The 22,742-nt window shown below is 67.0% G+C and carries 22 protein-coding genes and 1 pseudogene; 14 read left to right on the forward strand and 9 right to left on the reverse strand.

What is annotated here, in order from left to right; genetic code table 11:
* Positions 1 to 123 precede the first annotated feature (123 nt).
* Positions 124 to 2,463 carry a glycoside hydrolase family 3 C-terminal domain-containing protein gene (locus NFL01S_RS13400; protein ID WP_062975010.1) on the reverse strand — a complete coding sequence of 780 codons (2,340 nt, stop codon included), beginning with the start codon at positions 2,461 to 2,463 and terminating at the stop codon, positions 124 to 126.
* A 79-nt stretch (positions 2,464 to 2,542) separates the two neighbouring features.
* On the opposite strand from NFL01S_RS13400, the gene NFL01S_RS13405 reads away from it, so the two are divergent.
* From NFL01S_RS13405 to NFL01S_RS13425, 5 genes are all read left to right on the forward strand, one after another.
* Positions 2,543 to 3,145, forward strand: coding sequence for a TetR/AcrR family transcriptional regulator (locus NFL01S_RS13405; RefSeq protein ID WP_062975012.1), 603 nt, complete (start codon positions 2,543 to 2,545; stop codon positions 3,143 to 3,145).
* 295 nt (positions 3,146 to 3,440) lie between these two features.
* Positions 3,441 to 4,490 (forward strand): ABC transporter substrate-binding protein, encoded by a 1,050-nt coding sequence (locus tag NFL01S_RS13410; protein WP_062975015.1) that lies wholly within the window; start codon positions 3,441 to 3,443, stop codon positions 4,488 to 4,490.
* Positions 4,491 to 4,549: 59 nt separating this feature from the next.
* Entirely contained in the window at positions 4,550 to 5,557 is a 1,008-nt protein-coding gene (locus tag NFL01S_RS13415; protein ID WP_157116514.1) for a FecCD family ABC transporter permease, read from the forward strand.
* Positions 5,554 to 6,339, forward strand: a complete 786-nt coding sequence (locus NFL01S_RS13420) for an ABC transporter ATP-binding protein (protein WP_062975019.1) — start codon at positions 5,554 to 5,556, stop codon at positions 6,337 to 6,339. Before NFL01S_RS13415 ends, NFL01S_RS13420 begins: the two co-directional genes overlap by 4 nt.
* A 22-nt stretch (positions 6,340 to 6,361) precedes the next feature.
* Positions 6,362 to 7,624: an MFS transporter gene (locus NFL01S_RS13425; protein ID WP_062975833.1), complete on the forward strand. Its 1,263-nt coding sequence runs from the start codon at positions 6,362 to 6,364 to the stop codon at positions 7,622 to 7,624.
* A gap of 72 nt (positions 7,625 to 7,696) precedes the next feature.
* Here NFL01S_RS13425 and NFL01S_RS13430 read toward each other — a convergent pair whose 3' ends face one another.
* Positions 7,697 to 8,554 (reverse strand): SDR family NAD(P)-dependent oxidoreductase, encoded by an 858-nt coding sequence (locus NFL01S_RS13430; RefSeq protein ID WP_062975021.1) that lies wholly within the window; start codon positions 8,552 to 8,554, stop codon positions 7,697 to 7,699.
* A gap of 207 nt (positions 8,555 to 8,761) precedes the next feature.
* Between NFL01S_RS13430 and NFL01S_RS13435 the strand changes: the two genes are divergently transcribed.
* Together NFL01S_RS13435 and NFL01S_RS13440 are read left to right on the forward strand one after the other, a co-directional pair.
* Complete coding sequence (locus NFL01S_RS13435) at positions 8,762 to 9,028, forward strand: hypothetical protein (protein ID WP_062975023.1); 267 nt, start codon at positions 8,762 to 8,764, stop codon at positions 9,026 to 9,028.
* A gap of 242 nt (positions 9,029 to 9,270) precedes the next feature.
* Positions 9,271 to 10,512, forward strand: coding sequence for a cytochrome P450 family protein (locus tag NFL01S_RS13440; RefSeq protein ID WP_062975026.1), 1,242 nt, complete (start codon positions 9,271 to 9,273; stop codon positions 10,510 to 10,512).
* Between the two features lie 134 nt (positions 10,513 to 10,646).
* On the opposite strand, the gene NFL01S_RS13445 is transcribed toward NFL01S_RS13440, so the two are convergent.
* The 4 genes from NFL01S_RS13445 to NFL01S_RS13460 form a co-directional block, all read right to left on the reverse strand.
* Positions 10,647 to 12,245, reverse strand: coding sequence for a flavin-containing monooxygenase (locus tag NFL01S_RS13445; protein ID WP_280507527.1), 1,599 nt, complete (start codon positions 12,243 to 12,245; stop codon positions 10,647 to 10,649).
* 537 nt (positions 12,246 to 12,782) lie between these two features.
* The gene (locus tag NFL01S_RS13450; protein ID WP_062975028.1) at positions 12,783 to 12,968 is read right to left on the reverse strand and encodes a rubredoxin; all 186 of its coding nucleotides are present in this window, start codon (positions 12,966 to 12,968) and stop codon (positions 12,783 to 12,785) included.
* Between the two features lies 1 nt (position 12,969).
* Positions 12,970 to 13,149, reverse strand: coding sequence for a rubredoxin (locus NFL01S_RS13455; protein WP_062975030.1), 180 nt, complete (start codon positions 13,147 to 13,149; stop codon positions 12,970 to 12,972).
* Positions 13,149 to 14,372 (reverse strand): alkane 1-monooxygenase, encoded by a 1,224-nt coding sequence (locus NFL01S_RS13460; RefSeq protein WP_062975032.1) that lies wholly within the window; start codon positions 14,370 to 14,372, stop codon positions 13,149 to 13,151. The genes NFL01S_RS13455 and NFL01S_RS13460 overlap by 1 nt, the downstream gene beginning before the upstream one ends.
* A 182-nt stretch (positions 14,373 to 14,554) precedes the next feature.
* Here NFL01S_RS13460 and NFL01S_RS13465 point away from each other — a divergent pair, with 182 nt between their 5' ends.
* Both NFL01S_RS13465 and NFL01S_RS13470 read left to right on the forward strand, forming a co-directional pair.
* On the forward strand, positions 14,555 to 15,154 hold the full coding sequence (locus NFL01S_RS13465) for a TetR/AcrR family transcriptional regulator (protein WP_063915937.1): 600 nt from the start codon (positions 14,555 to 14,557) through the stop codon (positions 15,152 to 15,154).
* Between the two features lie 102 nt (positions 15,155 to 15,256).
* Positions 15,257 to 15,958: a YwaF family protein gene (locus NFL01S_RS13470; protein WP_062975034.1), complete on the forward strand. Its 702-nt coding sequence runs from the start codon at positions 15,257 to 15,259 to the stop codon at positions 15,956 to 15,958.
* On the opposite strand, the gene NFL01S_RS13475 is transcribed toward NFL01S_RS13470, so the two are convergent.
* Complete coding sequence (locus tag NFL01S_RS13475; RefSeq protein WP_062975837.1) at positions 15,955 to 16,365, reverse strand: DUF5997 family protein; 411 nt, start codon at positions 16,363 to 16,365, stop codon at positions 15,955 to 15,957. The two genes, NFL01S_RS13470 and NFL01S_RS13475, sit on opposite strands and share 4 nt — an antisense overlap.
* Before the next feature lie 61 nt (positions 16,366 to 16,426).
* Between NFL01S_RS13475 and NFL01S_RS13480 the strand changes: the two genes are divergently transcribed.
* Entirely contained in the window at positions 16,427 to 17,383 is a 957-nt protein-coding gene (locus tag NFL01S_RS13480; RefSeq protein ID WP_062975035.1) for a LysR family transcriptional regulator, read from the forward strand.
* Positions 17,384 to 17,469: 86 nt separating this feature from the next.
* Positions 17,470 to 18,459, forward strand: a complete 990-nt coding sequence (locus tag NFL01S_RS13485) for an LLM class flavin-dependent oxidoreductase (protein WP_062975038.1) — start codon at positions 17,470 to 17,472, stop codon at positions 18,457 to 18,459.
* An 87-nt stretch (positions 18,460 to 18,546) separates the two neighbouring features.
* Here NFL01S_RS13485 and NFL01S_RS13490 read toward each other — a convergent pair.
* Positions 18,547 to 19,085 (reverse strand): annotated as a pseudogene (locus NFL01S_RS13490) (hypothetical protein).
* Positions 19,069 to 19,515, reverse strand: coding sequence for a nuclear transport factor 2 family protein (locus NFL01S_RS13495; RefSeq protein WP_062975040.1), 447 nt, complete (start codon positions 19,513 to 19,515; stop codon positions 19,069 to 19,071). The pseudogene NFL01S_RS13490 and the gene NFL01S_RS13495 overlap by 17 nt, the downstream one beginning before the upstream one ends.
* 360 nt (positions 19,516 to 19,875) lie before the next feature.
* On the opposite strand from NFL01S_RS13495, the gene NFL01S_RS13500 reads away from it, so the two are divergent.
* Genes NFL01S_RS13500 through NFL01S_RS13510 form a run of 3 tightly spaced genes read left to right on the forward strand, consistent with a single transcriptional unit; the run spans position 19,876 to position 22,711 of the window.
* The gene (locus NFL01S_RS13500; protein WP_062975042.1) at positions 19,876 to 21,087 is read left to right on the forward strand and encodes a CaiB/BaiF CoA transferase family protein; all 1,212 of its coding nucleotides are present in this window, start codon (positions 19,876 to 19,878) and stop codon (positions 21,085 to 21,087) included.
* A complete protein-coding gene (locus tag NFL01S_RS13505; RefSeq protein WP_062975044.1) occupies positions 21,084 to 21,518 on the forward strand; it encodes a Zn-ribbon domain-containing OB-fold protein in 435 nt (144 codons plus the stop codon). The genes NFL01S_RS13500 and NFL01S_RS13505 overlap by 4 nt, the downstream gene beginning before the upstream one ends.
* Positions 21,515 to 22,711 (forward strand): thiolase family protein, encoded by a 1,197-nt coding sequence (locus NFL01S_RS13510; RefSeq protein ID WP_062975046.1) that lies wholly within the window; start codon positions 21,515 to 21,517, stop codon positions 22,709 to 22,711. Before NFL01S_RS13505 ends, NFL01S_RS13510 begins: the two co-directional genes overlap by 4 nt.
* The last annotated feature ends 31 nt before the right edge of the window (positions 22,712 to 22,742 follow it).

Here is a 22,742-nt window from a genome sequence, read left to right on the forward strand (position 1 = left end):
TCGGCAGCCGTGAGCCGGAATTCGGGGAGGGTGCCGGGCCCGAGGGCCGCCGATCATTCGGTCCGCATATTCCGCCGTCCGGCGGACACCTGTCCCTCCGCGAAACGGGCTGGACGTCCGAACTCAGTCGGCACGCTCGCCCGAGTCCGGAGGAGTGGTATTCGCTGCGGCGAGCAGAGCATCGAGTTGCTCCGATGCCATCCCGAACAAAGCGAGCCGGTTCAATGGGATGGAGGCGATCATGCGCATCATGTCCACACCGAGCGCGTCACCACTGCCCATACTGTCGGCCATCTCGCCGAACACCGCACTCAGCGCGGCGGCGGCGCGCGGGTCGGCCATCGCCTCGCCGAGCGTCGAGTCGAGGGTGATCGGTATCCGCAGTGTGTCGCCCGCCAGGTCGATATCGATGTCGGCGCGCAGATCCCGGCTGGAGGCGCCGGCCCAGACCCGGTACGTGCCCGGCTCGAGCACCCACCGGCCGATGCGGGTTTCCCAGTAGGCAAGGTCCTCCCGCAGTACGTCGATCGTGACCTGTTCACTCGCACCGGGTGCCAGCTCGCCGGTGACCGCGGTGCCGGTCAGCGCACGAACCGGGCGCTGCACGGCCGAGTCCGGAACCCCGGTGTAGATCTGCACGACCTCACGGCCCGGCCGGGTGCCGGTGTTGGTCACGGTGAGCCGCACGGTGAAGCCGTCACCCGCCGGTCCCGCCGAGAGCCCGGAATAGCCGAAACCGGTGTAGGACAGACCGTGTCCGAACGGGTAGCAGACGTCCAGGTCGCGGGCGTCGTACCAGCGGTAGCCGACGAAGAGGCCCTCGCCGTAGCGCACATGCGAGTTCTCGCCGGGGAAGTTCAGGTAGGCGGGGGTGTCCTGCAGACGTACCGGGACCGTCTCGGCCAGCCGGCCCGACGGGTTCACCACACCGAACAGCACATCGGCGAGCGCACCCCCACCGGCCTGGCCGAGCAGTGCCCCGTCCAGCACCGCAGGTGCCAGGCGGGCGACCGGCTCCAGTCGCAGCACGCCGCCGTGCGCGAGCACTACCACCGTGTCCGGCTGCTCGCGCGCGACCGCGGCGAGGAGTTCCAGCTGTTCGGCGGGAAGCTCCAGGTGGTCGCGGTCGAAGCCCTCGGATTCCTGGTCGGCAGCCAAGCCCAGGAATACGACCGCCACCTCGGCATCGCGGGCCGCTGCAACGGCCTCGTCGCGGAGGTCCGCGGGGTCGGCGTCGCCGGTCGTGACCGTGAAGCCGGGGTGGTAGGTCACGGTATCGCCGCCGAGAGCTCGGATCTCGGCGAGCGGGGAGTCGATGCGGGTCGCGGTGACGTGGGAGCTGCCCCCGCCCTGATAGCGGGGTTCGGCGGCAAAGGGTCCGATCACCGCGATATTGCGTCCGGGAGTCAGCGGCAGCAGGTCGCGATCGTTCTGCAACAGGACCACGCAGCGGGCCGCGGCCTCGCGGGCGAGGCGGTGGTGAGTGTCGGCGAGACCACCGGAAACACCGGAGCCGGTGTTCTCCTCCGAGTGCGCGCCCGGGTCCGTCTGCTCGGACGCTGCGGCCGTTCCGCCCGGCTCGTCCACGGTCCGAGTACGCGCTTGGTGAATTCGTTCGGCCAGCCCGGCCACGTTCGTGGCAGCGGCGGTCACCGCGGCCTCGTCCAGGGCGCCCGCCTCGACCGCGGCGACCACCCGATCGTCGCCGGCACCGGGCCCGCCGGGCATCGCGAGGTCCAGTCCGGCCGCCACCGAGGCGGGGCGGTCGACCACTGCACCCCAGTCGCTCACGACGACACCGTCGAAACCCCACTCCCCGCGCAGCAGATCGGTGAGCAACCAGCGGTTCTGCGCGGCCGACACGCCGTTGATGCGATTGTAGGAGCACATGACCGTCCACGGCCGCGCGGTGCGCACGATATGCGAGAAGGCGCGCAGGTAGATTTCACGCAGCGGGCGCGGATCGATATCGGAGCTGGCGCGCATCCGGTCGTGTTCGGCGTTGTTGGCCGCAAAATGCTTGAGTGAGGCACCGACTCCTGCGCTCTGCACGCCACCGACCCAGGCTGCACCGAGCCGGCCGGTGAGCAGCGGATCCTCCGAGTAGTACTCGAAGTTCCGGCCGCCGCGCGGATCACGTTTGATGTTCACACCGGGCCCGAGCAGCACGTCCACCCCCAGGACCCGCGCCTCCCGGCCCAGCGCTTCACCGACCCGGCGCACCAGCCCCGGATCCCAGCTGTTCGCCAACCCGACCGCGGGCGGGAAGCAGGTGGCGGGCTCACTGCCCGCCAGTCCGAGGTGGTCGGTCGCGCCGGTCTGGCGGCGCACTCCGTGCGGACCGTCGGTCAGCGTCAACGCGGGAACGGGGCCGATCGCCCGGGATGTCCAGAAGTCGGCGCCGCTACCGAGGGCGGCCTTCTCGGCGAGGGACAGCTGGGACAGATCGGTACGGCTCGTCATCGAGACTCCTCCGGTCGGATACCGAAAACAGTACGCCATTCGGTTTTATCGGCAAAGAGGCGCCCGGTACAGTCACGCCGTGGCGCGACGTGGCTCGTATTCGAAAGGGGTCGCCAAGCGGGAGGAGATCCTGGAGGCGGCGTTGGCGATTGTCGCGCGCGTCGGCTACGGCCGTACCACCGTCCGAGAACTCGCCGACGCGGTCGGCCTCAGCCAGACCGGGCTGCTGCATTACTTCGGCAGCAAAGAGGATCTCTTCACCGCCATCCTCGCCCGCCGCGATGCCACCGACCGGCTCGCATTCGCTCCACCCGCCGATCCCACTCCTGATATCCCCGGCAGCTTGATGCAGGTACTGCGGCACAATGCCGACGTTCCCGGGCTGGTCGAGCTCTACACCCGTTTCGCCGGCGAGGCCGCCCGACCGGAACACCGCGCGCACACCTACTTCCGCGACCGCTACCACGATATCCGCCGCCTCGCCGCCGAGGGCGTCGCCGAGCTGCAGCGCGACGGCCGGCTCCCCGCCCACCTCGACCCGCAGCGCTTCGCCGTCCTCACCGTCGCCCTCATGGACGGCCTGCAAATGCAATGGCTCTACGACCCCGAGATCGATATGGCCGACCACGTCGCCTACCTCTGGGAACTCCTCTCGGCCCCCGCGCCGCCGAGCACGGGATGAAACCCGGATGGTCGTGCGACGTCATCTGACGTGGCGTCGTACTACCCGCAAGAGTATTGCCCGGATTCGACGGCGGCGGCCGCCGCACCTGTCGCGGGCCGAGGCGGGGCAGCCGCTGCCGGGCCGGCCGCCGAACTCTACCGATCCGAGGTCCCAGCGACCGCCCGCGATACTTAGGATAGGTTTACTTGTGCTAGCGTTCGCCTGCTTCCTCGGTACGGGTTGTGGTTGTCGGCCTCACAGTGATCGCGCGGGGCGATATCCGGTTTCCGAGGAGTAGAAAGACGTGAGGAACATGAGAGTTTCCATGGGCCGAATCGGGCTCCTGGCCGTAACCGCCGTGCTGGCGAGCACACTCGTGGCCTGCGGGCAATCCGAGCCGGTCGCCGACCTCGACAACGTATCCGGCGGCGAGGGCAGCACCGTCTACCCCGTCGTACTCGACAACTGCGGTGAGACGATCACCGTCGACGCGGCACCGCAACGAGTCGTATCCCTGGATCAGGGGTCGACCGAGATCCTGCTGTCACTCGGTCTGGCCGACCGCATGGTGGGCACCGCATCGTGGACGGACCCCATTCGCGAGAACCTGGTAGCAGCGAACGCATCGGTTCCTCGCCTCGCGGAAAACGCACCGACCTACGAGGTCGTACTGGGTGCCGATCCCGACTTCGTCACCGCGTCGTTCGGCCGGCATTTCGAGCAAGGCGGCGTCGCCGAGCGAAACCGGTTCGAGGAGACCGGGATCGGGTCGTACCTGTCCCCTACCGACTGCGATAACGGTGTGAGCGTCAACGGTGGCGGAAAGCGCACGACACCACTGACGATGGATTCGCTGTATCAGGAGATCCGTGAACTCGCCACCGTCTTCGATGTGAACGAGCGAGGCGCTCAACTCATCGACGAACTGCAGAGCCGGGAGACCACAGCACTCGCCGGCCTCGAGGAATCGAACGTGTCGATGGCGTTCTGGTTCGCCGATACCAAGAGCCCGTACGTGGCCGGAGGTCTGGGCTCGGCGAACCTGCTCGCCACCTCGGTCGGTGCCACCAACGCATTCGCGGAGCTGACCGACGACTGGCCCGCGGTCGGCTGGGAAACCGTCGTCGAACGCAACCCGGATGTCCTCGTCCTCGCCGACCTACTGCGCAACCGCTTTCCCGGGGACCTGCTGGCCGACAAGATCGCCTTCCTCGAGTCCGATCCCGTGACACGTAACCTCGACGCCGTGCGCAACAAGCGCTACATCGCCCTGCACGGCGCCGAGATGAACCCGTCCATCCGGGCCGTAGACGGACTCGAGAAGATCGTTGCCGGTCTTCGCGATGTGCAGGTGCCCAACTGACCGCCACCCGCGACCGCGCCGACGCCCTCGTCCCCGAACGCGCTCGGAGGTGGGGAGGGATCGCCGGGTCGCTGCTCACAGTCGGCGGGATCCTCGCACTCACCCTGTCGGTCCTCGTCGCCATCACTCTGGGCCCGGCCGAAATCTCACTGGTGAACGTCCGCGATGTCCTGCTCAATCACCTCGGTCTCGCCGATATTCCGGTGCGGGCGGCGAAGAACGCGATCGTATGGGAGGAGCGGCTACCGCGCGCCCTGGTGGCTGCCGCGTGTGGTGCCGGGCTCGGAATCTGCGGTGTGATCATGCAGTCACTGCTGCGCAACCCGCTGGCGGACCCGTTCGTCCTGGGGATCTCCTCCGGCGCGTCGACAGGTGCCGTGATCGTGGGGGTCCTGGGTGTGGGCAGTGCCGCGCTCGGTTTGTCCGGCGGTGCATTCATCGGAGCGCTGGTCGCGTTCGGGCTGGTGCTGCTACTCGCCCGTCTCGCCGGCGGCAGCAACGACCGCGTCATCCTCGCGGGCGTCGCCAGTACGCAACTGTTCTCGGCGCTGACCTCGTTCGTCATCTTCGCGTTCGCGGACTCCGACGAGACCCGCGGTGTGATGTTCTGGCTTCTCGGATCGCTGGAAGGCGTCCGCTGGGACGACGTCCGGCTGTGCGCGGCGGTAGTCCTTCTCGGGACAGCGGTGTGCCTGTACTACGCACATGTCCTGGACGCCTTCTCCTTCGGTGACCAGATCGCGGCATCGCTGGGTATCTCGGTCGGCCGGAACAGGCTGATGCTCCTGGTGGTCACGGCGATCATCACCGCGACTCTGGTCAGCGTCGCCGGTGCGATCGGGTTCGTCGGGCTCGTACTTCCACACGCGGCCCGGTTCCTGCTGGGGCCCCGCCACAGCCGGCTGGTTCCCGCGACAGCATTACTGGGGGCGCTCTTCATGGTGTGGGTGGACGCCGTCTCCCGCGTCGCCTTCGCGCCGACACCGCTGCCGGTGGGTGTGGGCACCGCACTGGTCGGTGTTCCCGCGTTCATCGTCATTCTGTCGCGCCGGAGGAAAGTCCGATGACCCTGCACGCGGATACCGTCAGCTGGAACCGCGGCGGTGCGCTCGTTGTCGACGGAGTAACAGTGACACCGGAACCCGGCGAGACCGTGGGCCTGCTCGGTCCGAACGGGTCCGGTAAATCCTCGCTGCTACATCTGCTCAACGGTGTCGTACGCCCGACCGCGGGTGTGGTGACCCTCGACGGCGACGACCTGTCCGCCATGCGGCGCCGGGACATCGCGCGCGCGGTGGCCGTGGTGGGGCAGCACGCCGACACCGACCTCGACATCACGGTCGGCGACGTCGTACGCCTCGGGCGCATCCCGCACCGGACAACATTCGGCGGGGACCCGGTCGCCGACGACGCCGCGGTCGCGTCCGCGCTCGAGCACACCGGACTCACCGCGAAAGCGAACCGGCTCTGGCACCGGCTTTCCGGCGGGGAGAAACAACGGGCCCAGATCGCCCGCGCCCTGGCGCAGGAACCTCGTGAGCTGTTGCTGGACGAGCCGACCAACCACCTGGACATCCATCATCAGCTGGAGTTGCTGGCGCTGGTCACCCGGTTGCCCGTCACCAGTGTGATCGCCCTGCACGACCTCAACCTCGCCGCCATGTTCTGCGATTCGGTCGTCGTTTTGCACGCGGGCAGGGTCGTGGCCGGCGGCACACCCGCCGAAGTACTGACCTCCGAACTGATCGCCCAGGTGTACAACGTCCGCGCCGAGGTTCTCGTCGACGAGTCGGCGGGGCGGCTGTCGATTCTGTTCGAACCGGGACCTGTTGCCGGCGCCGCACGGTAACGACCGGCCGGACTCGCCGGAGGTGGCGGACGCGGCGACACGTACCCCCCGGGCGCCCCGCCGCCGGTGGCCGCTGCCGACCGGCCTCACCGCCGCGACTCCGGCCGTCCGGCTGCTCGTTCTGACTCAGCTCGCGTTCAATATCGGCTTCTTCATGGTGCTGCCGTACCTGTCGGTGCACCTGACGGAGGACCTCGGCCTGCGCGCGGCATTCGTCGGCGTGGTACTCGGACTTCGCACGTTCTCCCAGCAGGGCCTGTTCTTCATCGGCGGCTCGCTCGCGGATCGGTGGGGTGTGAAACCCATGATCGTCGCCGGTTGCGCGTTCCGGATACTCGGCTTCGGCGGATTGGCGCTCGCCGAATCGGTGGCCGGAATAGTCGTGGCGACCATCCTGACCGGTTTCGCCGGCGCGTTGTTCTCCCCGGCGGTCGAGTCCGCACTCGCCACCGCCGCCGGAAGTGCCGAGAACGGCGGCCAGTCCCGGAAAGATGTCTTCGCGCTCTTCTCCGTATGCGGTCAGATCGGTACGTTCATCGGCCCACTGCTCGGATCGCTGCTGCTGGCGGTCGATTTCTCCGTCTCCTGCCTGGTTGCGGCAGGCATTTTCGCCGCGATCCTGGTTCTCCACCTGTACCGGCTCCCCGCACATCCCGGCGCCCACGCCACCGAAGGATGGCTCGACGGCTGGCGGGAAGTGCTCGCAAACAGAGCCTTTCTGCTGTTCGCCGTGGCGATGAGCTCCCAGCTGGTGGCATACAACCAGCTGTACCTACTGTTACCGCTGGAGCTCGACCGGACGTGGGGATCACAGGCCCCACTGGGCGCGTACTTCGCCCTGGCGTCGATAGTCGTCGTGATCGCCCAGCTCCCCATCACCCGCCGCGTACGCACCGCCGCGGCCCTGCCCGCGGGCCTCATCGTGACGGCTGCCGCGTTCGTCGTGATGGCCCTCCTGGCACCGATACAACTCCGGGGCGTGCCGGCCCTCATCGCGCCCGCAGCCTTCACCCTTCTCCTGACACTGGGACAGATGATCACTCTCCCCGTCGCCCGGGACCTGGTGCCGCGGATAGCCGCCGAACGCCGCCTCGGGTCCTACTTCGGGTTCTTCTCCTCGATCGGCGGGCTCGGCGTGCTGGTCGGCTCGGTGTTCACCGGAGCCTTGATCGATATGTTGCCGGCCACGACCGGCTGGGGCCTCGCCGTACCGTGGTGCTCCGTCGCCCTGGCGCTGCTGGCGAGCTCTCTGATCCTGGCGCGCCAGCTGCGCTCATATGCTTAGGCCCCGGCAGGTCTGCCGCGCTGCGGCCGATACATCCACGGCCGAGCACTATCGGACAGCGGGGCACCCAGGTCAGTCGATAACCGCCGCGGAGAACACGGGCGGATCCCCGAGGAAGGGCCGGTGCGAGGGTGGGCGCCGGCCCTGCGTGTCCTCGACGCCGAGTTCCTGCGCGATCTCGGCGCCGATCAGTACCTGGCCGGTACGGTTCATCAACTCCGGGTCGCGCGCGAGAGCATCGATCACGCGGCCGGTGAATTCCGGCGATTCGGCGGTCGCGGCGAGCCCGTCGTAGGCGCCCGGGTCCGCCGCGAATGCGGCGAGCGTGCGCTCGGTCACGAGCAGACCCATCCAGATCGAGACGACCGCCACATTCCACGGACGGAAATCCACAGCCATATCGTGCGCCATCTTGTCCACCGCTGCCTTGCCCGCACCGTAGGCAGGGCCGTGCATATAGCAGGTGCCCCCGAACGAGGAAGTGTTCACGACCAGTCCCGCACCGTTGGCCACCAGTAGCGGTGCAGCGTAGTAGCTGGTGACATAGCTCGAGCGCATACCGACGTCGAGCAGGTCGAGCAGAGACAGCGGCTTCTCCCAGAACGGCCCCTTCCGGGTCAGGGCGTCGGGCACCGCGAGGGCGTTGTTCACCAGGATATCGAGGCGGCCGTGCTTCTCACGCACACCGGCGAACAGGGCCTCGACCTGTGCATCGTCTCGATGATCGAGCACGACGGGCACGCCCCGGCCACCGCGCCGGGTGATTTCTCCGGCGGTCGCGAACACTGTGCCCGGAAGCGGTGCGTCCCCTTCGTGCTGTGTCCGCCCGGTGACGTACACCGTCGCCCCGGTCTCGCCCAGGGCCAGAGCGATTCCTTTGCCCGCCCCGCGACTGGCGCCGGTAACCACCACGATCCGTTCCGAACTCACCCTCGGCTCCTTTCACTTCCCGACACGCCCTACTGAACCGCATGGCCCGCGAGCTGACCTGAACCGTTCCCGGTAACCGGGAACCGGGCGGCGAGGCGTCGCTGCGGCACGCCGGTGCCGAACCGTCGATTTCGCCGCGACCGAATCACCCGGCAACAGCACGCCTCGGTCCGGGCATGGCCTTCGCCATTGTGTGACCTGCCGGAAATGGTCCCGTGCGGGGCGCCGGATCACCCGGCTCCCGCTCACCGGGCGCACGAGGCCGCGCTCGAGGCGGACGCAGCCGGAGTTCAGCTGATCCTGCTGGAACGGCAGAGCGGTGGCGGTGGCTCCTCGGCGCTGCCGGGCGGTGAGATGTACCTCGGCGGCGGCGCTCCGATCCAGCAGGCGTGCGGATTCGACGGCACCGCCGTGCCGTTCGAGCCGTCACTGTGGGATTCACCGGCCTGGGTACCGCCCCCGACGACGGCCTGATGTGGATGGGCTAGAACACCTATCCGTTCTCCGAGATCGCCCGACCGGCGCCCCGCGACCGGCACACACAGATTTACCAGTAGCCGTGTACGCACACCGGACTGAAGCGCTGGCCTCACCAAAGTGCTTGGGCTGAAACAACTCCCGGTAGTATGCGCCAGCATGCCCACACTACGAATGCCAGGCCACCCCTCGCCGGGCCGAAGGGGACACCACGCGAAACCGCGCGGGGGAAACACGTTTTGAGCGCTACAGACTCGCAAGGAGAATCCCCGATCGCGCACGGACCCCCGGTATCCACCGGCCCGCAATTCCGGCTGGACAGCCCGTCGTTCGCGGCCGATCCGCATCGCGCCTACGAAAGTATGCGACCGCACGGCCCGCTGGTGCCGATCGAGCTTTCCCCTGGTGTGCCGGCGACGCTCGTAATCGGTTACCAGGTGGCCATGCAGATCCTGAACGACGAACTCCATTTCCCCGCCGATCCACGCCGGTGGGAGAAGAACGCTCCCGCGGACTCGCCGATGTTGCCGATGCTGGGTTATCGCCAGAATGCGCTGCGCACCGCGGGCGTGGAACACGAGCGTTACCGGCGCACCATCATCGCGGCATTGGACACCGTCGACCTGCACAAGGTTCACGACACGGTGGCCCGGGCCGCCGAGGCGCTGATCAACAAGTTCTGTGGGCGCGGTACCGCAGACCTGCACACGGACTACGCGTATCCGCTGACCTTCCGCGTCCTGAGTGAACTCATGGGCTTTCCCGAGGACGCCGCGGCCGCGGCGTACGAGGGGATGGCGGCGATGATGGAGGGGGTGGGCGCCGAAGCGGGGCAGCAGCGTTTCGTCGAGGCTTTGATCGGAGTTGTCCAGCAGAAACAGGCCGAGCCGGGCAACGATCTGACCTCGGAGCTGTTGAAGCACCCGGACGGGCTCGATGCCATGGAAATGGTGAATCAGGCCGCGCTCCTGTTCTCGATGGGGACGGAGCCCACCTGCAATCTCATCCTCAATACGTTGCTGCTGTTGATGACCGATGATCAATACGGGGGTCAGCTGCTCAGCGGCGCCATGTCCACCCGGGACGCCATCGACGAGGTGCTGTTCGAGGATCCGCCGCTGGCGAACTGGTGCGTGAGCTATCCCCGGCAGCCGCAACTCGTCGGCGATACGTGGTTACCGGCCGATCAACCGGTGGTCATCAGCTTGGCCGCGTGCAACAACGATCCCACCGTCGTGGGCGGTGACCGGAAGGGCAACCGGTCGCACCTGGCATGGGGAGGCGGCCCGCACGGCTGCCCCGCCCAGAACCTTGCTCAGACGATCGCCGCACAGGCCATCGACCTGCTGCTCGACGCCCTGCCGGAGATCCAACCGCAAGGATCTGCGCAGCAACTACAGTGGCGGCAGGGGCAGTTCCACCGCGCATTGGCCGAACTACCGGTTCAGTTTCCCGCGTGCCCGCCGATGCGTCTCGTCTGACGACGGCCACACCGGCCGGGCCACGCCACCGGTCCCGAATCCGTCCACCCCACAACACGCTTGCCGGTTGTGGAAGAGCACGACCACCTCGGGAGCGGGCGTCATCCGGCGCCCGCCCCGAGGTTGTCCCGCGGTCACTGCGTCAGAGTGAAACCGTCGTAGCCGTCGGCAGCGACCTGTTCGCATTTTTCGCGATACGCTCCGACACCGCCGATGTAGGCGTACATCACCCGCGGCTTACCGGGCACATTCGATCCGACATACCAGGAGTCCACCTTCGGGTAGAGCGTCATATTGCCGACCTCGTCGACGTGCCGCGTCCATTCCTGCTCCGCGCCGGTCTCGGCCTCCATGGTCGTGGCGCCTTGGGCTCGCATCGTCTCGATCGCGTCCGCGATCCAGTCGACATGCTGCTCGATGGACACCATCATGTTCGACAGGACCGACGGGCTGCCCGGGCCGGTGATCGTGAAGAGGTTCGGAAAACCCGCCACGGCGAGTCCCAGGTAGGTCACGGGCCCGCCGGCCCACTTCGCCCGTAGCGGCGCGCCACCCCGGCCACGGATATCGATCGCGTTCAACGCACCGGTCATCGCGTCGTACCCGGTGGCGTAGATGATGTCGTCGAACTCGAAACTCTCCTGCGCTGTCTCGAGTCCGGACTCGGTGACCTCGGTGAGCGGAGTCGCGCGCAGGTCCACGAGCCGGACGCCGGGACGATTGAAGGTTTCGTAGTAGTTCGTGCCCAATACCGGACGTTTGACGCCGAACAGGCCCGTGGGCTGCAGCAGTTCGGCGGTAGCCGGATCGGTGACGATCTCGGCGATGCGGTCGCGGATGAACTGCGCGGCAGTCTCGTTGGAGGCTTCGTCGGCGAGTGTGTCGGTGAATCCGGTCAGCATGCTCACCAGCTCGCTGTCCTTGTCCTCCCATACCGCGCGATAGAAGGCATTGCGTTCGGCTTCGCTCACCTCGAGCGCCCCCTTGGTGGCCTCGGGCCGCGCGATGCCGAACGACGATTCCCGGTTTGCCTTACGCACCTCGCGATAGCGCGACTTGATATCACGCTGGAATTCGGGATCGAGGGCGTGGTTGCCGGCGGGAAGAACATAGTTCGCGGTCCGCTGGAAAACGGTGAGCTGCGCGGCTGCTTCGGCGACGAGCGGAATGACCTGCACTCCGGAGGAGCCGGTACCGATCACCGCCACTCGCCGGCCGGTGAAGTCCACATCCTGTTCTGGCCAGTTGCCGGTGTGGAAGCTGCGGCCACGGAACCTCTCGATACCCGGTATTTCCACCATTTTCGGCACCGACAGGCAGCCTGTCGCCATGATCGCGAACCGCGCCGAGAGAACATCGCCCCGATCGGTCGTGATCCGCCACCGCGCCGCGGACTCGTCGTAGACCGCAGCGGTGACCCGGGTGCGCAACTGCACGTCCTTACGCAGATCGAAACGATCCGCGACGTGGTTGATGTAGCGAAGCAATTCCGGCTGTGGCGGCAACTTCTCCGTCCACTCCCACTCCTGTTCGAGCTCCGGATCGAAGGAGTAGTTGTAGTACATGCTTTTCACATCGACGCGGGCGCCCGGATAGCGGTTCCAATACCACGTGCCGCCGAGCCCGTCGCCCGCTTCGTACACCTGCACCGAAAGACCGAGTCCGCGTAACTTGTGCAGCATGTGGAGGCCGGCGAATCCGGCTCCGACGACGACTGCGTCGATCTCGCGCACCTCCTGCCCGGTCGGGGATATGGAACGCTCCGAGGTCGTGGTCATCGTGGGACCTGCCTTTCGATGAGTCGCCGTGGGAAGGACACAGCGGTTCGGTTCAACTACGTGCCGAGCCGGCAGTTGCCTGGTCGAGGGATGATGAGGACCCGACGCGGGCGGCTGTTCCGGCGATGACTCCGTGGAGATCCATGCCCCCTCCTGTCGCTGCAGCTCGGTCGATATCACGAGCCCATCGGTGTGCGGACGAGACTCGCCGAGCTTCAGTTTTACAGATCAGCACAAGTCGCGCGGCAGCGGGACAGCGTTGCGCCCGTTCATATTTCGATATAGCGCCGCGCCCCCTCCTGCCGGACGACACAAATGCGCGCGCCGGCCGATTCGCCTGTCGACGCAGGATGGTACCGGCCGAGACCGTCCCACGATTGCCTTTGCACGACAATCGGACTCGCCGACGGCAGCGGGCCCCGATCCACCAGGGACCGGGGCCCACCACGCCGGAGGAACTCTTTGCCTCGACGTGTTGTCAGGGACCGAGCGTCAGGGGCGACCGACCTCCACCATAAAGAAATCGCTTTTCGCCGCACCGCAATCCGGGCACGACCAGTCGTCTGAGATATCCTCCCACCGCGTTCCGGGGACGATACCGTCCTCCGGCCAGCCCAGTTCCTCGTCGTATTCGAAACCGCACTGCACGCATCGGTAGAGCTTGTATCCGGTGGTCATCTCAGCGTCCTTCCGGCGGGCCGACGGGTTCGAAGTCCGGTTTCTCCCGCACTCCGCAATCGGGGCAGCACCAATCGCCGGGAATCGCCGACCATGCCGTTCCCGCCGGGAAGCCTTCCCGCGGCGCGCCGGTGGCCTCGTCGTAGCGGTAGTCGCAGACCGGGCAGAGGTAGGCAGCCATCAGCTCGCGCCCCCGTACTCGGCGAGAACCCGGTCGCGTTTGCCGGGCTGGATGTTCACCCGGGTGATGTCATCGCGGTAATGATTCAGGACCCGGTGGTCCATCACCCGCCGCCACAGCGGCGGGAAGTAGGCCAGGGTGATCATGCTCGCGTAACCGCTCGGCAGGTTGGGAGCACCGGCCATACTGCGCAGGGTCTGGTAGCGGCGAGTGGGGTTCGCGTGGTGGTCGCTGTGCCGCTGCAGGTGGTAGAGGAAGATATTGGTGACGATGTGGTCGGAGTTCCAACTGTGTTCCGGAGTGCAGCGTTCGTAACGACCCGAGGCGGTGCGCTGGCGGAGCAGTCCGTAATGCTCGAGATAGTTCACCGTTTCCAGTAGCGAGAATCCGTAGACGGCCTGGATCAGCAAGAAGGGCAGGACAGCCGGCCCGAACACCACGGCCAGCACACCCCACAGCAGCACGGTCATCGACCAGGCATTCAGGACATCGTTGCGCAGGGTCCACGGGCCTTTGCCCTGGCGCCGCAACCGGGTTCGCTCCAGTGACCACGCCGATCGCAAACTCCCCCATACGCTACGAGGCAGGAAGGTCCAGAAGGATTCGGCGAAACGCGCGCTGGCCGGATCTTCGGGCGTGGCGACCCGGACGTGGTGGCCGCGGTTGTGTTCGATGTAGAAGTGCCCGTAACCGGTCTGCGCCAGTGAGACCTTCGACAACCGCCGTTCGAGCGATTGTTTCTTGTGGCCGAGTTCGTGGGCGGTATTGATTCCGACGCCCCCCATGACCCCGACCGTCAGCGCGACCCCGATCTGCGACCACAATCCCAGTCCGCCGTCGTTGCCCAGCCACGACAGGTCCGCCGCGGTCCATAGGTATGCGGCGAAGACCAGGCTGATCAGCTGGAACGGAATGAAGGCGTACACGCAGTAGCGGTAGTACCGGTCGTGCTCCAACTGCTCCATCACTTCGTCCGGCGGATTCTGACCGTCCGGGCCGAAGAACAGGTCCGATATCGGCAACAGCACGTAGACCAGCAGCGGGCCGATCCACCACCACACCGGCGCCACCGACTGCCATCCCAGCTGGTTGAACGTCCACACCAGCGCGGCGGCGAGCAGCAGCGCTGTGGGCGCAACCAGTCCGAGTAACCACAGATAGCGTTTGCGGTCGCGCCACGGCGGTGTTGCCGTATCGGGGGAATGCATTGCGGACGTCGTCATGGTCGTCCCTCCTCGTCTTCCCGAGTACCGGCACCCACAGATCGCGACCACCGGACCGGCCGATGGGCGGCAACCGCCACACTCGACCGTTTACACTTTACGTCAAAGTGTATTCATTACAGACATATCGGTATTAATTGTCAACGACGGGTCATACAGCCACGCAGTGTAGGCTGGCCGGCGTGGCCGACGCCCCGAACTTCCAGAGCGAAATGCGCGTCCTGTTGCGCGCGCGCATCATCGACAGCGCACGCCGGCTGGCCTGCACCGAAGGCTGGGGAGCGGTGAACATGTCCCGAATCGCCAAGGAAGTCGGCGTGAGCCGCCCCGTGCTCTACAAGGAGATCGGCACAAAACAGGAGCTGGCAGAGGTCGTCGTCGCCGCCGAGCTCGACACTTTCCTCGCCGGGGTCACCGAAGCCGTCGCCACCGAACCCCACGACCTGCTCGCCGGAATCACCGCCGCGGCCGATTACACATTGCGCGCGGCGGCCGACAACACCCTGCTGAAGGTCGTCCTGGCGGGCCGCTCCGGCGCCGACACCGCGCTGCTACCCACGCTGATGACCGAACCGGAACCCGTACTCGGTCGCGCTTCCGCCGCGTTCACCGCCATTGTGCGGGCACAGTACGGGCTCGACGACTTCGCCGACGACGATCTGGGTACCAGAGTCGAAGCGATCGTCCGCCTCGCCCTCAGCCACCTGTTCCAGCCCACCGGGACCAGCGACCGTGCCGTACACCAGATCACCCTCGTCGCCCGCACCCTCCTCAGTAGCTGATCCCGGCCGCTACTCACCGGCGCCCGGGTGACGGACACACCCCGGCAGTGGCGGCCCCGATGTAGGCGGCGAAACAGCACTGCACCATTAGAGTGACCAGGCGTGCAGCCATCGACGGCGAGGGAGTTCTCCGCGTACGGACTGTCGCACTGGATCGTGCTCGTCGTGTTCGCCGTGGGAGCAATGGCGGTCGTACTGCTCGGGCGCAGGCAGCGCCATACCGCGACCGGACACCGCTTCAGCCGGACGTTCGGTGCGGTGACCGTGGTGCTGTATCTGCTGATCTACCTGTTCTCGATGTTCCCCCCGGCCATCGAACGCTCGGTTCCGCTGCGCCTGACCGATCTCGCGACCCTCGCCGCCGGCTACGCATTGTGGTCACACCGACGTTGGGCGTACGCGCTGACCTACTACTGGTGCCTGACGTTGAGTACGCAGGCACTCCTGTCACCGGCGCTGGAAAGTCCGGAATTCCCGCACTACGAGTTCCTGGCGTTCTGGGCGATCCACCTGCTCGTCGTCTGGGCAGCGATATACCTCACCTGGGGTGTGGGCATGCACCCGGACTGGCGTAGCTACCGGTTCGCAGTGGCGGCCACAGTGGCGTGGGTAGGGGTGACCTTCGTCTTCAATTCCCTCGCCGGCACCAACTACGGCTTCGTCAACCGGAAACCGGCGACCCCTTCGTTACTCGATGTACTCGGACCATGGCCCTGGTATCTGGGGACCGTCGCAGTCCTGCTGCTCATCGTCTGGGCGCTGATGACCTGGCCCTGGGTTCGTGTCCGGCCCGCGGCGCGCTAATAGCCCTTCGCCGACCGGTTCGTCGCCGCGCGGCGTTCGGCTTCCTGGGCCTGGATCCGTTCCTCTTCGGCGCGCACGGCGGCATAGCTTTCGCGTTCGCGGATCAGCCAGTCCGGGGAATCCGCGAGGAAAGCCGCGATCTCGTCGGCGGTGAGTGAATCGGACACTCCCGCCCTGGTCAGGCCACTGTTGGAAATACCGAGCTTGCGGGCCACGATGTCCCGCGGGAACGGCCCGCTGCGTCGCAGATCGGTGAGCCACTGCGGCGGGTTCGTCCGGAGCTCTTCGAGCTCGGCCCGGGAGATCGGACCGTTGCGGAACTCTTCGGGAGCCGCCGGAAGATAGATGCCGAGCTTGTTCGCCGCGGTCAGCGGCTTCATCATCTGCGGTTTCTTGTCCTGGCTCACCGCCATAGCGTATCGGGCCGCCGAGCCGGTCCGGACTCCGCGGTGCCATACGCTTGCCGGTATGAGCCGGTTCTCCTCGATCGATGTGCAGCGTCTGCGCTGGTTTACCGCAGTCGCGGAGGAACTGCACTTCGCCCGCGCCGCGAAGGCATTGCACATCTCCCGCCAGAAGCTCAGCCACACCGTCATCGAACTGGAGACCGAACTCGGGACGAAACTGTTCGTGCCCGGCGCCCAGCCGACCCGGCTGACCGACGCCGGACAGGACCTGCTGCGGGAAGCGCGCAACATCATCGCGGGTGCGGCGAACGCGGCAGACGACACAGCGGCCACTCCCCCCGCCACGCTGCGGGTCGGGTTCGTGCCGGGCGTCACCGTCACCAAATGGGAGCGTATCTGGGGTCGGCGGTTCCCGGATACGCCGCTCGAGCTGGTCGCTGTCGCCCAGGCCGATCAGGAGGCGGCGCTGCGCGAAGGCCGCGTCGATATGTGCTTCGTCCGCTTGCCGATCGACCGCGCCGGTATGAACGCGATTCCGCTCTACCGCGAGTTACCCGTCGTCGTGGCACCCAAGGAGCACGAGATCTCATTGTTCGAGGAGGTCGCCATGGCCGATCTCGCGGACGAACGCCTGCAGGACACCGCCGATATCGACGCGGTCACAGGCGCCCTCGAACTCGTCGCCGCCGGAGTCGGCGTGGCCATCGTGCCTCATTCGATCGCCCGCCTGCACCACCGGCGCGATCTCATCTACCGCACGGTGACCGATACCGGTGACACCGAAATCGCCCTGGCCTGGCTCTCGGACCGGACGACCGATTCGGTCGAGGAGTTCGTCGGCGTAGTGCGCGGCCGCTCGGAACACAGCTCCCGGTCACCCGCCGGAAAGCGCACCGAACCGGAACAGCGCACGCCGCATCCCACGGGGAAGGGACCGCGCCCGGCGAAGAAATCGGCCCCTTTTAAGAAGAAGCCGGCACCCTCCGGGAAGAAGCCGGCCCGGGGACGTAGACGGTAAGGCCGTCCGGACCGCGGAATACACCCCCTGGGTCCGATGGTTGACATGGCAACATTCATCGTCGTCAACGTGAGGAATCCGCGACAGTGTCCGTGCCATTGAGCATTCTCGATCTGGTCTCCATTCCCCAAGGCTCGACGGCCCGCGACGGTATCGCCGCTTCGATGGACGCCGCCCGGACAGCAGACCGGCTCGGCTACCGCCGGCTCTGGTTCGCCGAGCATCACAACACCGCCAACCTCGCCGCCAGCGCCACCTCGCTGCTGATCGCGCAGGCCGCCTCGGTGACCGAGCGGATCCGCGTGGGCTCCGGCGGTGTGATGTTCCCCAACCATGCGCCGCTGATGGTTGCCGAGCAGTACGGGACCCTCGCCAACATGTACGGCGACCGGATCGATCTGGGCCTGGGGCGGGCCCCGGGCACGGATATGATGACCGCTCGGGCGCTGAGCCGCTCATCGAGCGAACCGCAGGCCTTCGCGGAGAACATCTACGATCTGCAGGGCTGGTTCAGCGCGGACGGAACGGCCCGGAGTGCTCCGATCGTTTCGGCTGTCTCCGCAGGAACCGAGGTTCCCCTCTGGGTCCTGGGTTCGACGGTCAACGGAGCCTCCATCGCCGGTCAGCTCGGCCTGCCCTTCGCTATCGCCTCACACTTCGCGCCCGATCAACTGGACGAGGCCGTCCAGGTCTACCGGGACACATTCTCCGATTCCGCGCCCACCGCGCAGATCACCGAGCCGTATCTGATGGCGGGCATCAACGTCATGGTGGCCCCGACGGACGCAGCGGCCGAGCGAGAGTTCACGACGCTGGAGCAGATGTTCCTCGATCTCCGCAGCGGCCGGCGCCGCAAGCTCCAGCCACCCGTCGATCCGGAGCAGATCGCCGCTCAGGGCGGTCGTGATCACGCGATGCTGCGTATCAAGGCGGTCGGTGCACCGCAGACGGTCGTGCGGGAACTGGCGGAGTTCGTCGAGCGCACCGGCGCCGACGAACTCATCACCGTCACCTACGCCTATGACCCGGCAGTGCGGCAGCGCTCTCTGGAGTTGCTCGCCGACCACTGGTTCTGACGACCATCCCCCACCAGATTCCTCGGATACGCGCCCTGCGGCCCGGATGGTATCCCGCGGGCTGGTGCGCATCATCGAACCGCGTGCTCAGAGACGTCCGTCGAGTCGTAGCCCCGGGTGCACCCAGTTCGGGAATCGGCGCTCTTCGAAGGCGCGGAAACCCTCGATCGATTCGGGTGCGCCCAGGCCGGCCTGCATTCCGATGCGGTCGTAGAGGCCGATGTAGTTGTCCAGACTTGATTTGATCACCGTGCGGGCGCCCGGTGCGGTGCGGCAGCACTGCGCGAGCACCTCGCGGGCGGCGGCGGCAGGTCGTCGTCCATACCCGGTGCGCGGCCGAAGGTCATCCAGTTGTCGTCACCGCCGCCACCCATATCGCCGCCGGGAGCGAATGCGCCGCCGCTGCCGGTGATCAACAACCCGGCCAGGTAGGGATCGGACCCCACGTGGGTGACGGCGTACTTGATGCCGAAGTACATCGCCGGTGTCATCGCGTTGCGCGCCTCGGGCCGGTCGAGGGTGCAGATCCCGAACGGGCCTTCACGATCGAACCGCAGGAACTTCGTACCCGGCCAGTCGCCTTCCGGAGGTCTCGGATGCTGGGTTGTTTCAACGTTTTCGATCATCGGTTGCCCTTTCCGCCGAACTGCCCTGCCCACGGCCGGTGAACCACACGTTCTCCTCGCGCAGCGCCCGGCTGCGCCAACCGCCGGCGGTACGCACCAGTTCGTGGTGGTAGTAACCGCCACAGGCGCTGACTTCGGTGGCACCCGGGAGTTGCATCGGGTTGTAGAACATGGCGCGCACGGTCGCGGTCTCGGGACCACGCGCGAGTACCTCGATATTGGTGATGTAGTGCATGCTCCACGGCAATGCACCGAGGTTCGCGGCGAACCAGTCGACGACCTCGTCGCGACTGCCGACAGCGGCACCGGCCGACGAGTAGTCGATATAGGCGTCTGCGGTGAACACGGAGCGATACAGCTCCCAGTCCTTGGTGTCGACGGCGCGAGCGTACCGGTAGAGCAGCGCGGCGATCTGGGTTTCGTCGGTCATCCGGGCACTCCGATCGTCCGGGTCTCGAGGGACCCCTGTTCGACGACCATGGACGGTTCGCCTCGTTCCGGCCACATGGGCGGAAGCCCCCCTCTCCCAATCAGAGATTTACCTTCTTCAGGGTAGGCGATCGGATGATCCGACTCGGCGGGTTCACGAAACCTCCGTAAAGACATGCCAGTCGAGAAGACGCCGGCGCCGCCACATCGGCCCAGGCCCCACAGGCAGCCGAGGTGGATGCTCGAACCTCCACCACAGCGGCGCAGAACACTATTTCTCGATAAGACCTCAATTCTGCTCCACAAAAGAGAATAACGTTCTACACTCAAGTAGATTGTGGTTCTACATACGGAGGCAGCGATGGACAAGGACGCGTTCAGCGGGATCCGTGTGGTGGAGCTCGCGCAGTGGGTCTTCGTCCCGGTGGCCGGGGCACTGCTGGCGGACTGGGGAGCGGATGTCATCCGGATCGAACGCCCCGACGGCGACCCCTACCGAAACCTCGCCACACAGGGCATCGGCTCCGATAGCGGCGGGGTGAATCTGTCGGTGGCCCTGGCCAATCGAGGCAAACGCTCGGTCTCGCTGGATCTGCAGACCGACCGGGGCCGGGAGTTGCTCGACGAACTGCTCGCCACCGCCGATGTCTTCCTCACGAATTTCCGGCCCGGCGCGCTACACCGGCTGGGACTCGATGCCGAACAACTCACGCGGCGGTTCCCGCGTCTCGTGTATGCCCGCGGTCACGGCTATGGCGTCCGCGGGCCCGAGGCAGATAAGCCGGGCTACGATTCCTCGGCGTTCTGGGCGCAGGGCGGCCCCGCCTACGTTCTGACACCGGCCGATCGTGAGTATCCGATCAGCCAGCGCGGCGCGATGGGCGACCGCAACGGCGCGATGGCCCTGGGATTCGCGATGGCTGCGGCGCTGTTGCGGCGGAGCCGCACCGGTCGCGGGTCGGTGGTCGATGTCTCACTGCTCGCGACCGCGATGTGGATGCTGTCCTCCGATGTACTCGCGGCATTGGCGGGCAACTCGCCCGCGGTGGTGACCGGGCGCGGAGCTTCGCCCAATCCCCTGGTCGGCGCCTACCGCACCAAGGACGGCCGGCATATCCAGCTCGTCTTTCTCCAGGCCGACCGGTACTGGACGCAATTCTGCGATCTCGTGCAACGGGCCGATCTGGGCAGTGATCCACGCTTCGCCGATATGGCGTCACGGGCAACGCATCGCGCGGAATGCGTGGCCGAACTCGACGCGGAATTCGCGCGCCGCACCTTCGACGAGTGGAAACAGTTGCTGTCCCGGCTGGACGCGCCGTGGGCCCCGGTGCAATCGATCGGCGAACTCCTCGAGGACCCCCAGGTGCTGGCGAACGACTATCTCGGGGACGTCGATACCGACGCCGGCCCGGCGTACCGGCTCCCCACCGGACCGGTGCAATTCGACGAGCGCCCACCGGTCATGCGGCGGGCACCGGAACACGGTGAACACACCGAGGACCTGCTGCTGGAGCTGGGGTATTCGTGGAGCGATATCGCCGAACTGCAGGATGCCGGGGTGGTCCCGTGACGACGCCCGCCCGGCCGCTCCCTGTCCCCGATGCCCGCTCGGCGCCGTACTGGGCCGCGGCGGCGCAGCATGAACTCGCGATCGCCCGCTGCGCCCGGTGCGACCGCTTCGAGATACCGCCCGAGGCGATCTGTTCCCACTGTGGCACCACCGATCCCGAATTCCGCTTCGAACCTGTCAGTGGCCGGGGCGTCGTACGATCCTGGACGGTGGTCCACCGGGCGTCGCTGGTCGGCTTCGCCGGTGACGTGCCCTATCTCCTGGTCGATGTCGAACTGGCCGAACAGGCCGGACTCCGGATGATCGGCCGGCTCCTCGACGGCCCCGATACCGTGCTGCGCGAGGGGATTGCGGTACAGGTGGCGTTCGAGGATGTCGCCCCGGGAACAGCGGTCCCGGCCTTTGCCCTGGCTCCTGGGGGATCATCGTGACCCGCCGGTTCCACGGGCACGTTGCCGTCGCCGGCTACGCTCACAGCAGCATTCGCCGCCGCAGCGAACGCCCGCTCGGCGCCCTCACCGTCGAGGTGGCGCGCGCGGCCGTCGCGGATGCCGGGTTGCGGCCGGAACAGATCGACGGATTCGTCACCTCGGCACTGTTCCCGACCGCCGGTGGCCACCGGGTCACCGACGGGGTGAGTGCGGTCTCGGCGGACTGGCTGGCGGCGCGGATGGGTGGTTCGCCCCGGTATATCGCCGGGTTCAGCGGTATCGGCCAGATTCCCGGTGCGATAGCGCTGGCGGCGAACGCGATCAGCGCCGGCGCCGCCGACTATGTCGTCGTACACCGCGCCCTGCACAACCCGGCCGGTGGCTATCACGACAATCCGATGACAGCGGCCGAGGGCGCCCAGCAATGGACCGCACCCCAGGGATTCGGGGGCCCGCTGCCGATGATCGCCTTCCCCTATCGGGAGTACCTGAACCGGTACCGGGCCGATCCCGCCACGCTGGCCGCGGTCGTGGTCGAGGCCCGGAAGAACGGCGCGCGGATCCCGTGGTCGCACTGGTACGGAAAACCGCTCACCACAGAGGAATACCTGGCGGCGCCGATGATCAGCGATCCGGTGCGTCGTTTCGATTGCGACCTGCCCGTGGACGGGGCCGCCGCCTTCGTTCTCACCTCCGCCGAACGGGCCCGCGACCTCCCCCACCGGCCCGTGTACGTGTCCGGTTACGCGCAGAGCCCGCCTCCTCCGCACCGGACGGCGCTGCACTGGCCGCTCGACGACATCATGGCGGGTGGCGAGATCGTGGCTCGGCGCCTCCGGGACGCGACGGGTTTACACCCCGCCCAGGTCGACCTGCCGCAGCTCTACGACGGATTCTCGCCGTTCGTCTATTTCTGGCTGGAAGCACTGGGATTCTGCCCGCCCGGGCAGGCCCACAGTTTCGTCCGCGACGGCGGTATCGATAGTGATGTACCCGGTCGTCTCCCGGCGTTGTCGGGCGGCGGGGCGCTGGGTAACGGCCGCATGCACGGCATACCGCAGATGCTCGAGTGCTATCTGCAATTGGCCGGTCGCGCCGGCGACCGCACACGTGCCGGTGTGACGACCGCCTTGGCCTGTCAGTCTTCGCCCCACTACGGCGGCGTCGTCGCCTACACCACCGAACCCGGCTGAAACGCACGCCGCGGCAACAGGAGCCCCCACC

This window comes from Nocardia flavorosea NBRC 108225, from assembly GCF_001613385.1.
Classification (GTDB): domain Bacteria; phylum Actinomycetota; class Actinomycetes; order Mycobacteriales; family Mycobacteriaceae; genus Nocardia; species Nocardia flavorosea.

What these genes read in the sequence shown, in the direction of transcription:
- NFL01S_RS13400 (WP_062975010.1), bottom strand. Translation starts at nt 2,463, where the DNA reads ATGACGAGCCGTACCGATCTGTCCCAGCTGTCCCTCGCCGAGAAGGCC.
- NFL01S_RS13410 (WP_062975015.1), top strand. Translation starts at nt 3,441, where the DNA reads ATGAGAGTTTCCATGGGCCGAATCGGGCTCCTGGCCGTAACCGCCGTG.
- NFL01S_RS13420 (WP_062975019.1), top strand. Translation starts at nt 5,554, where the DNA reads ATGACCCTGCACGCGGATACCGTCAGCTGGAACCGCGGCGGTGCGCTC.
- NFL01S_RS13435 (WP_062975023.1), top strand. Translation starts at nt 8,762, where the DNA reads ATGGTCCCGTGCGGGGCGCCGGATCACCCGGCTCCCGCTCACCGGGCG.
- NFL01S_RS13450 (WP_062975028.1), bottom strand. Translation starts at nt 12,968, where the DNA reads ATGACCACCGGATACAAGCTCTACCGATGCGTGCAGTGCGGTTTCGAA.
- NFL01S_RS13455 (WP_062975030.1), bottom strand. Translation starts at nt 13,149, where the DNA reads ATGGCTGCCTACCTCTGCCCGGTCTGCGACTACCGCTACGACGAGGCC.
- NFL01S_RS13460 (WP_062975032.1), bottom strand. Translation starts at nt 14,372, where the DNA reads ATGACGACGTCCGCAATGCATTCCCCCGATACGGCAACACCGCCGTGG.
- NFL01S_RS13480 (WP_062975035.1), top strand. Translation starts at nt 16,427, where the DNA reads ATGAGCCGGTTCTCCTCGATCGATGTGCAGCGTCTGCGCTGGTTTACC.
- NFL01S_RS13495 (WP_062975040.1), bottom strand. Translation starts at nt 19,515, where the DNA reads ATGACCGACGAAACCCAGATCGCCGCGCTGCTCTACCGGTACGCTCGC.
- NFL01S_RS13500 (WP_062975042.1), top strand. Translation starts at nt 19,876, where the DNA reads ATGGACAAGGACGCGTTCAGCGGGATCCGTGTGGTGGAGCTCGCGCAG.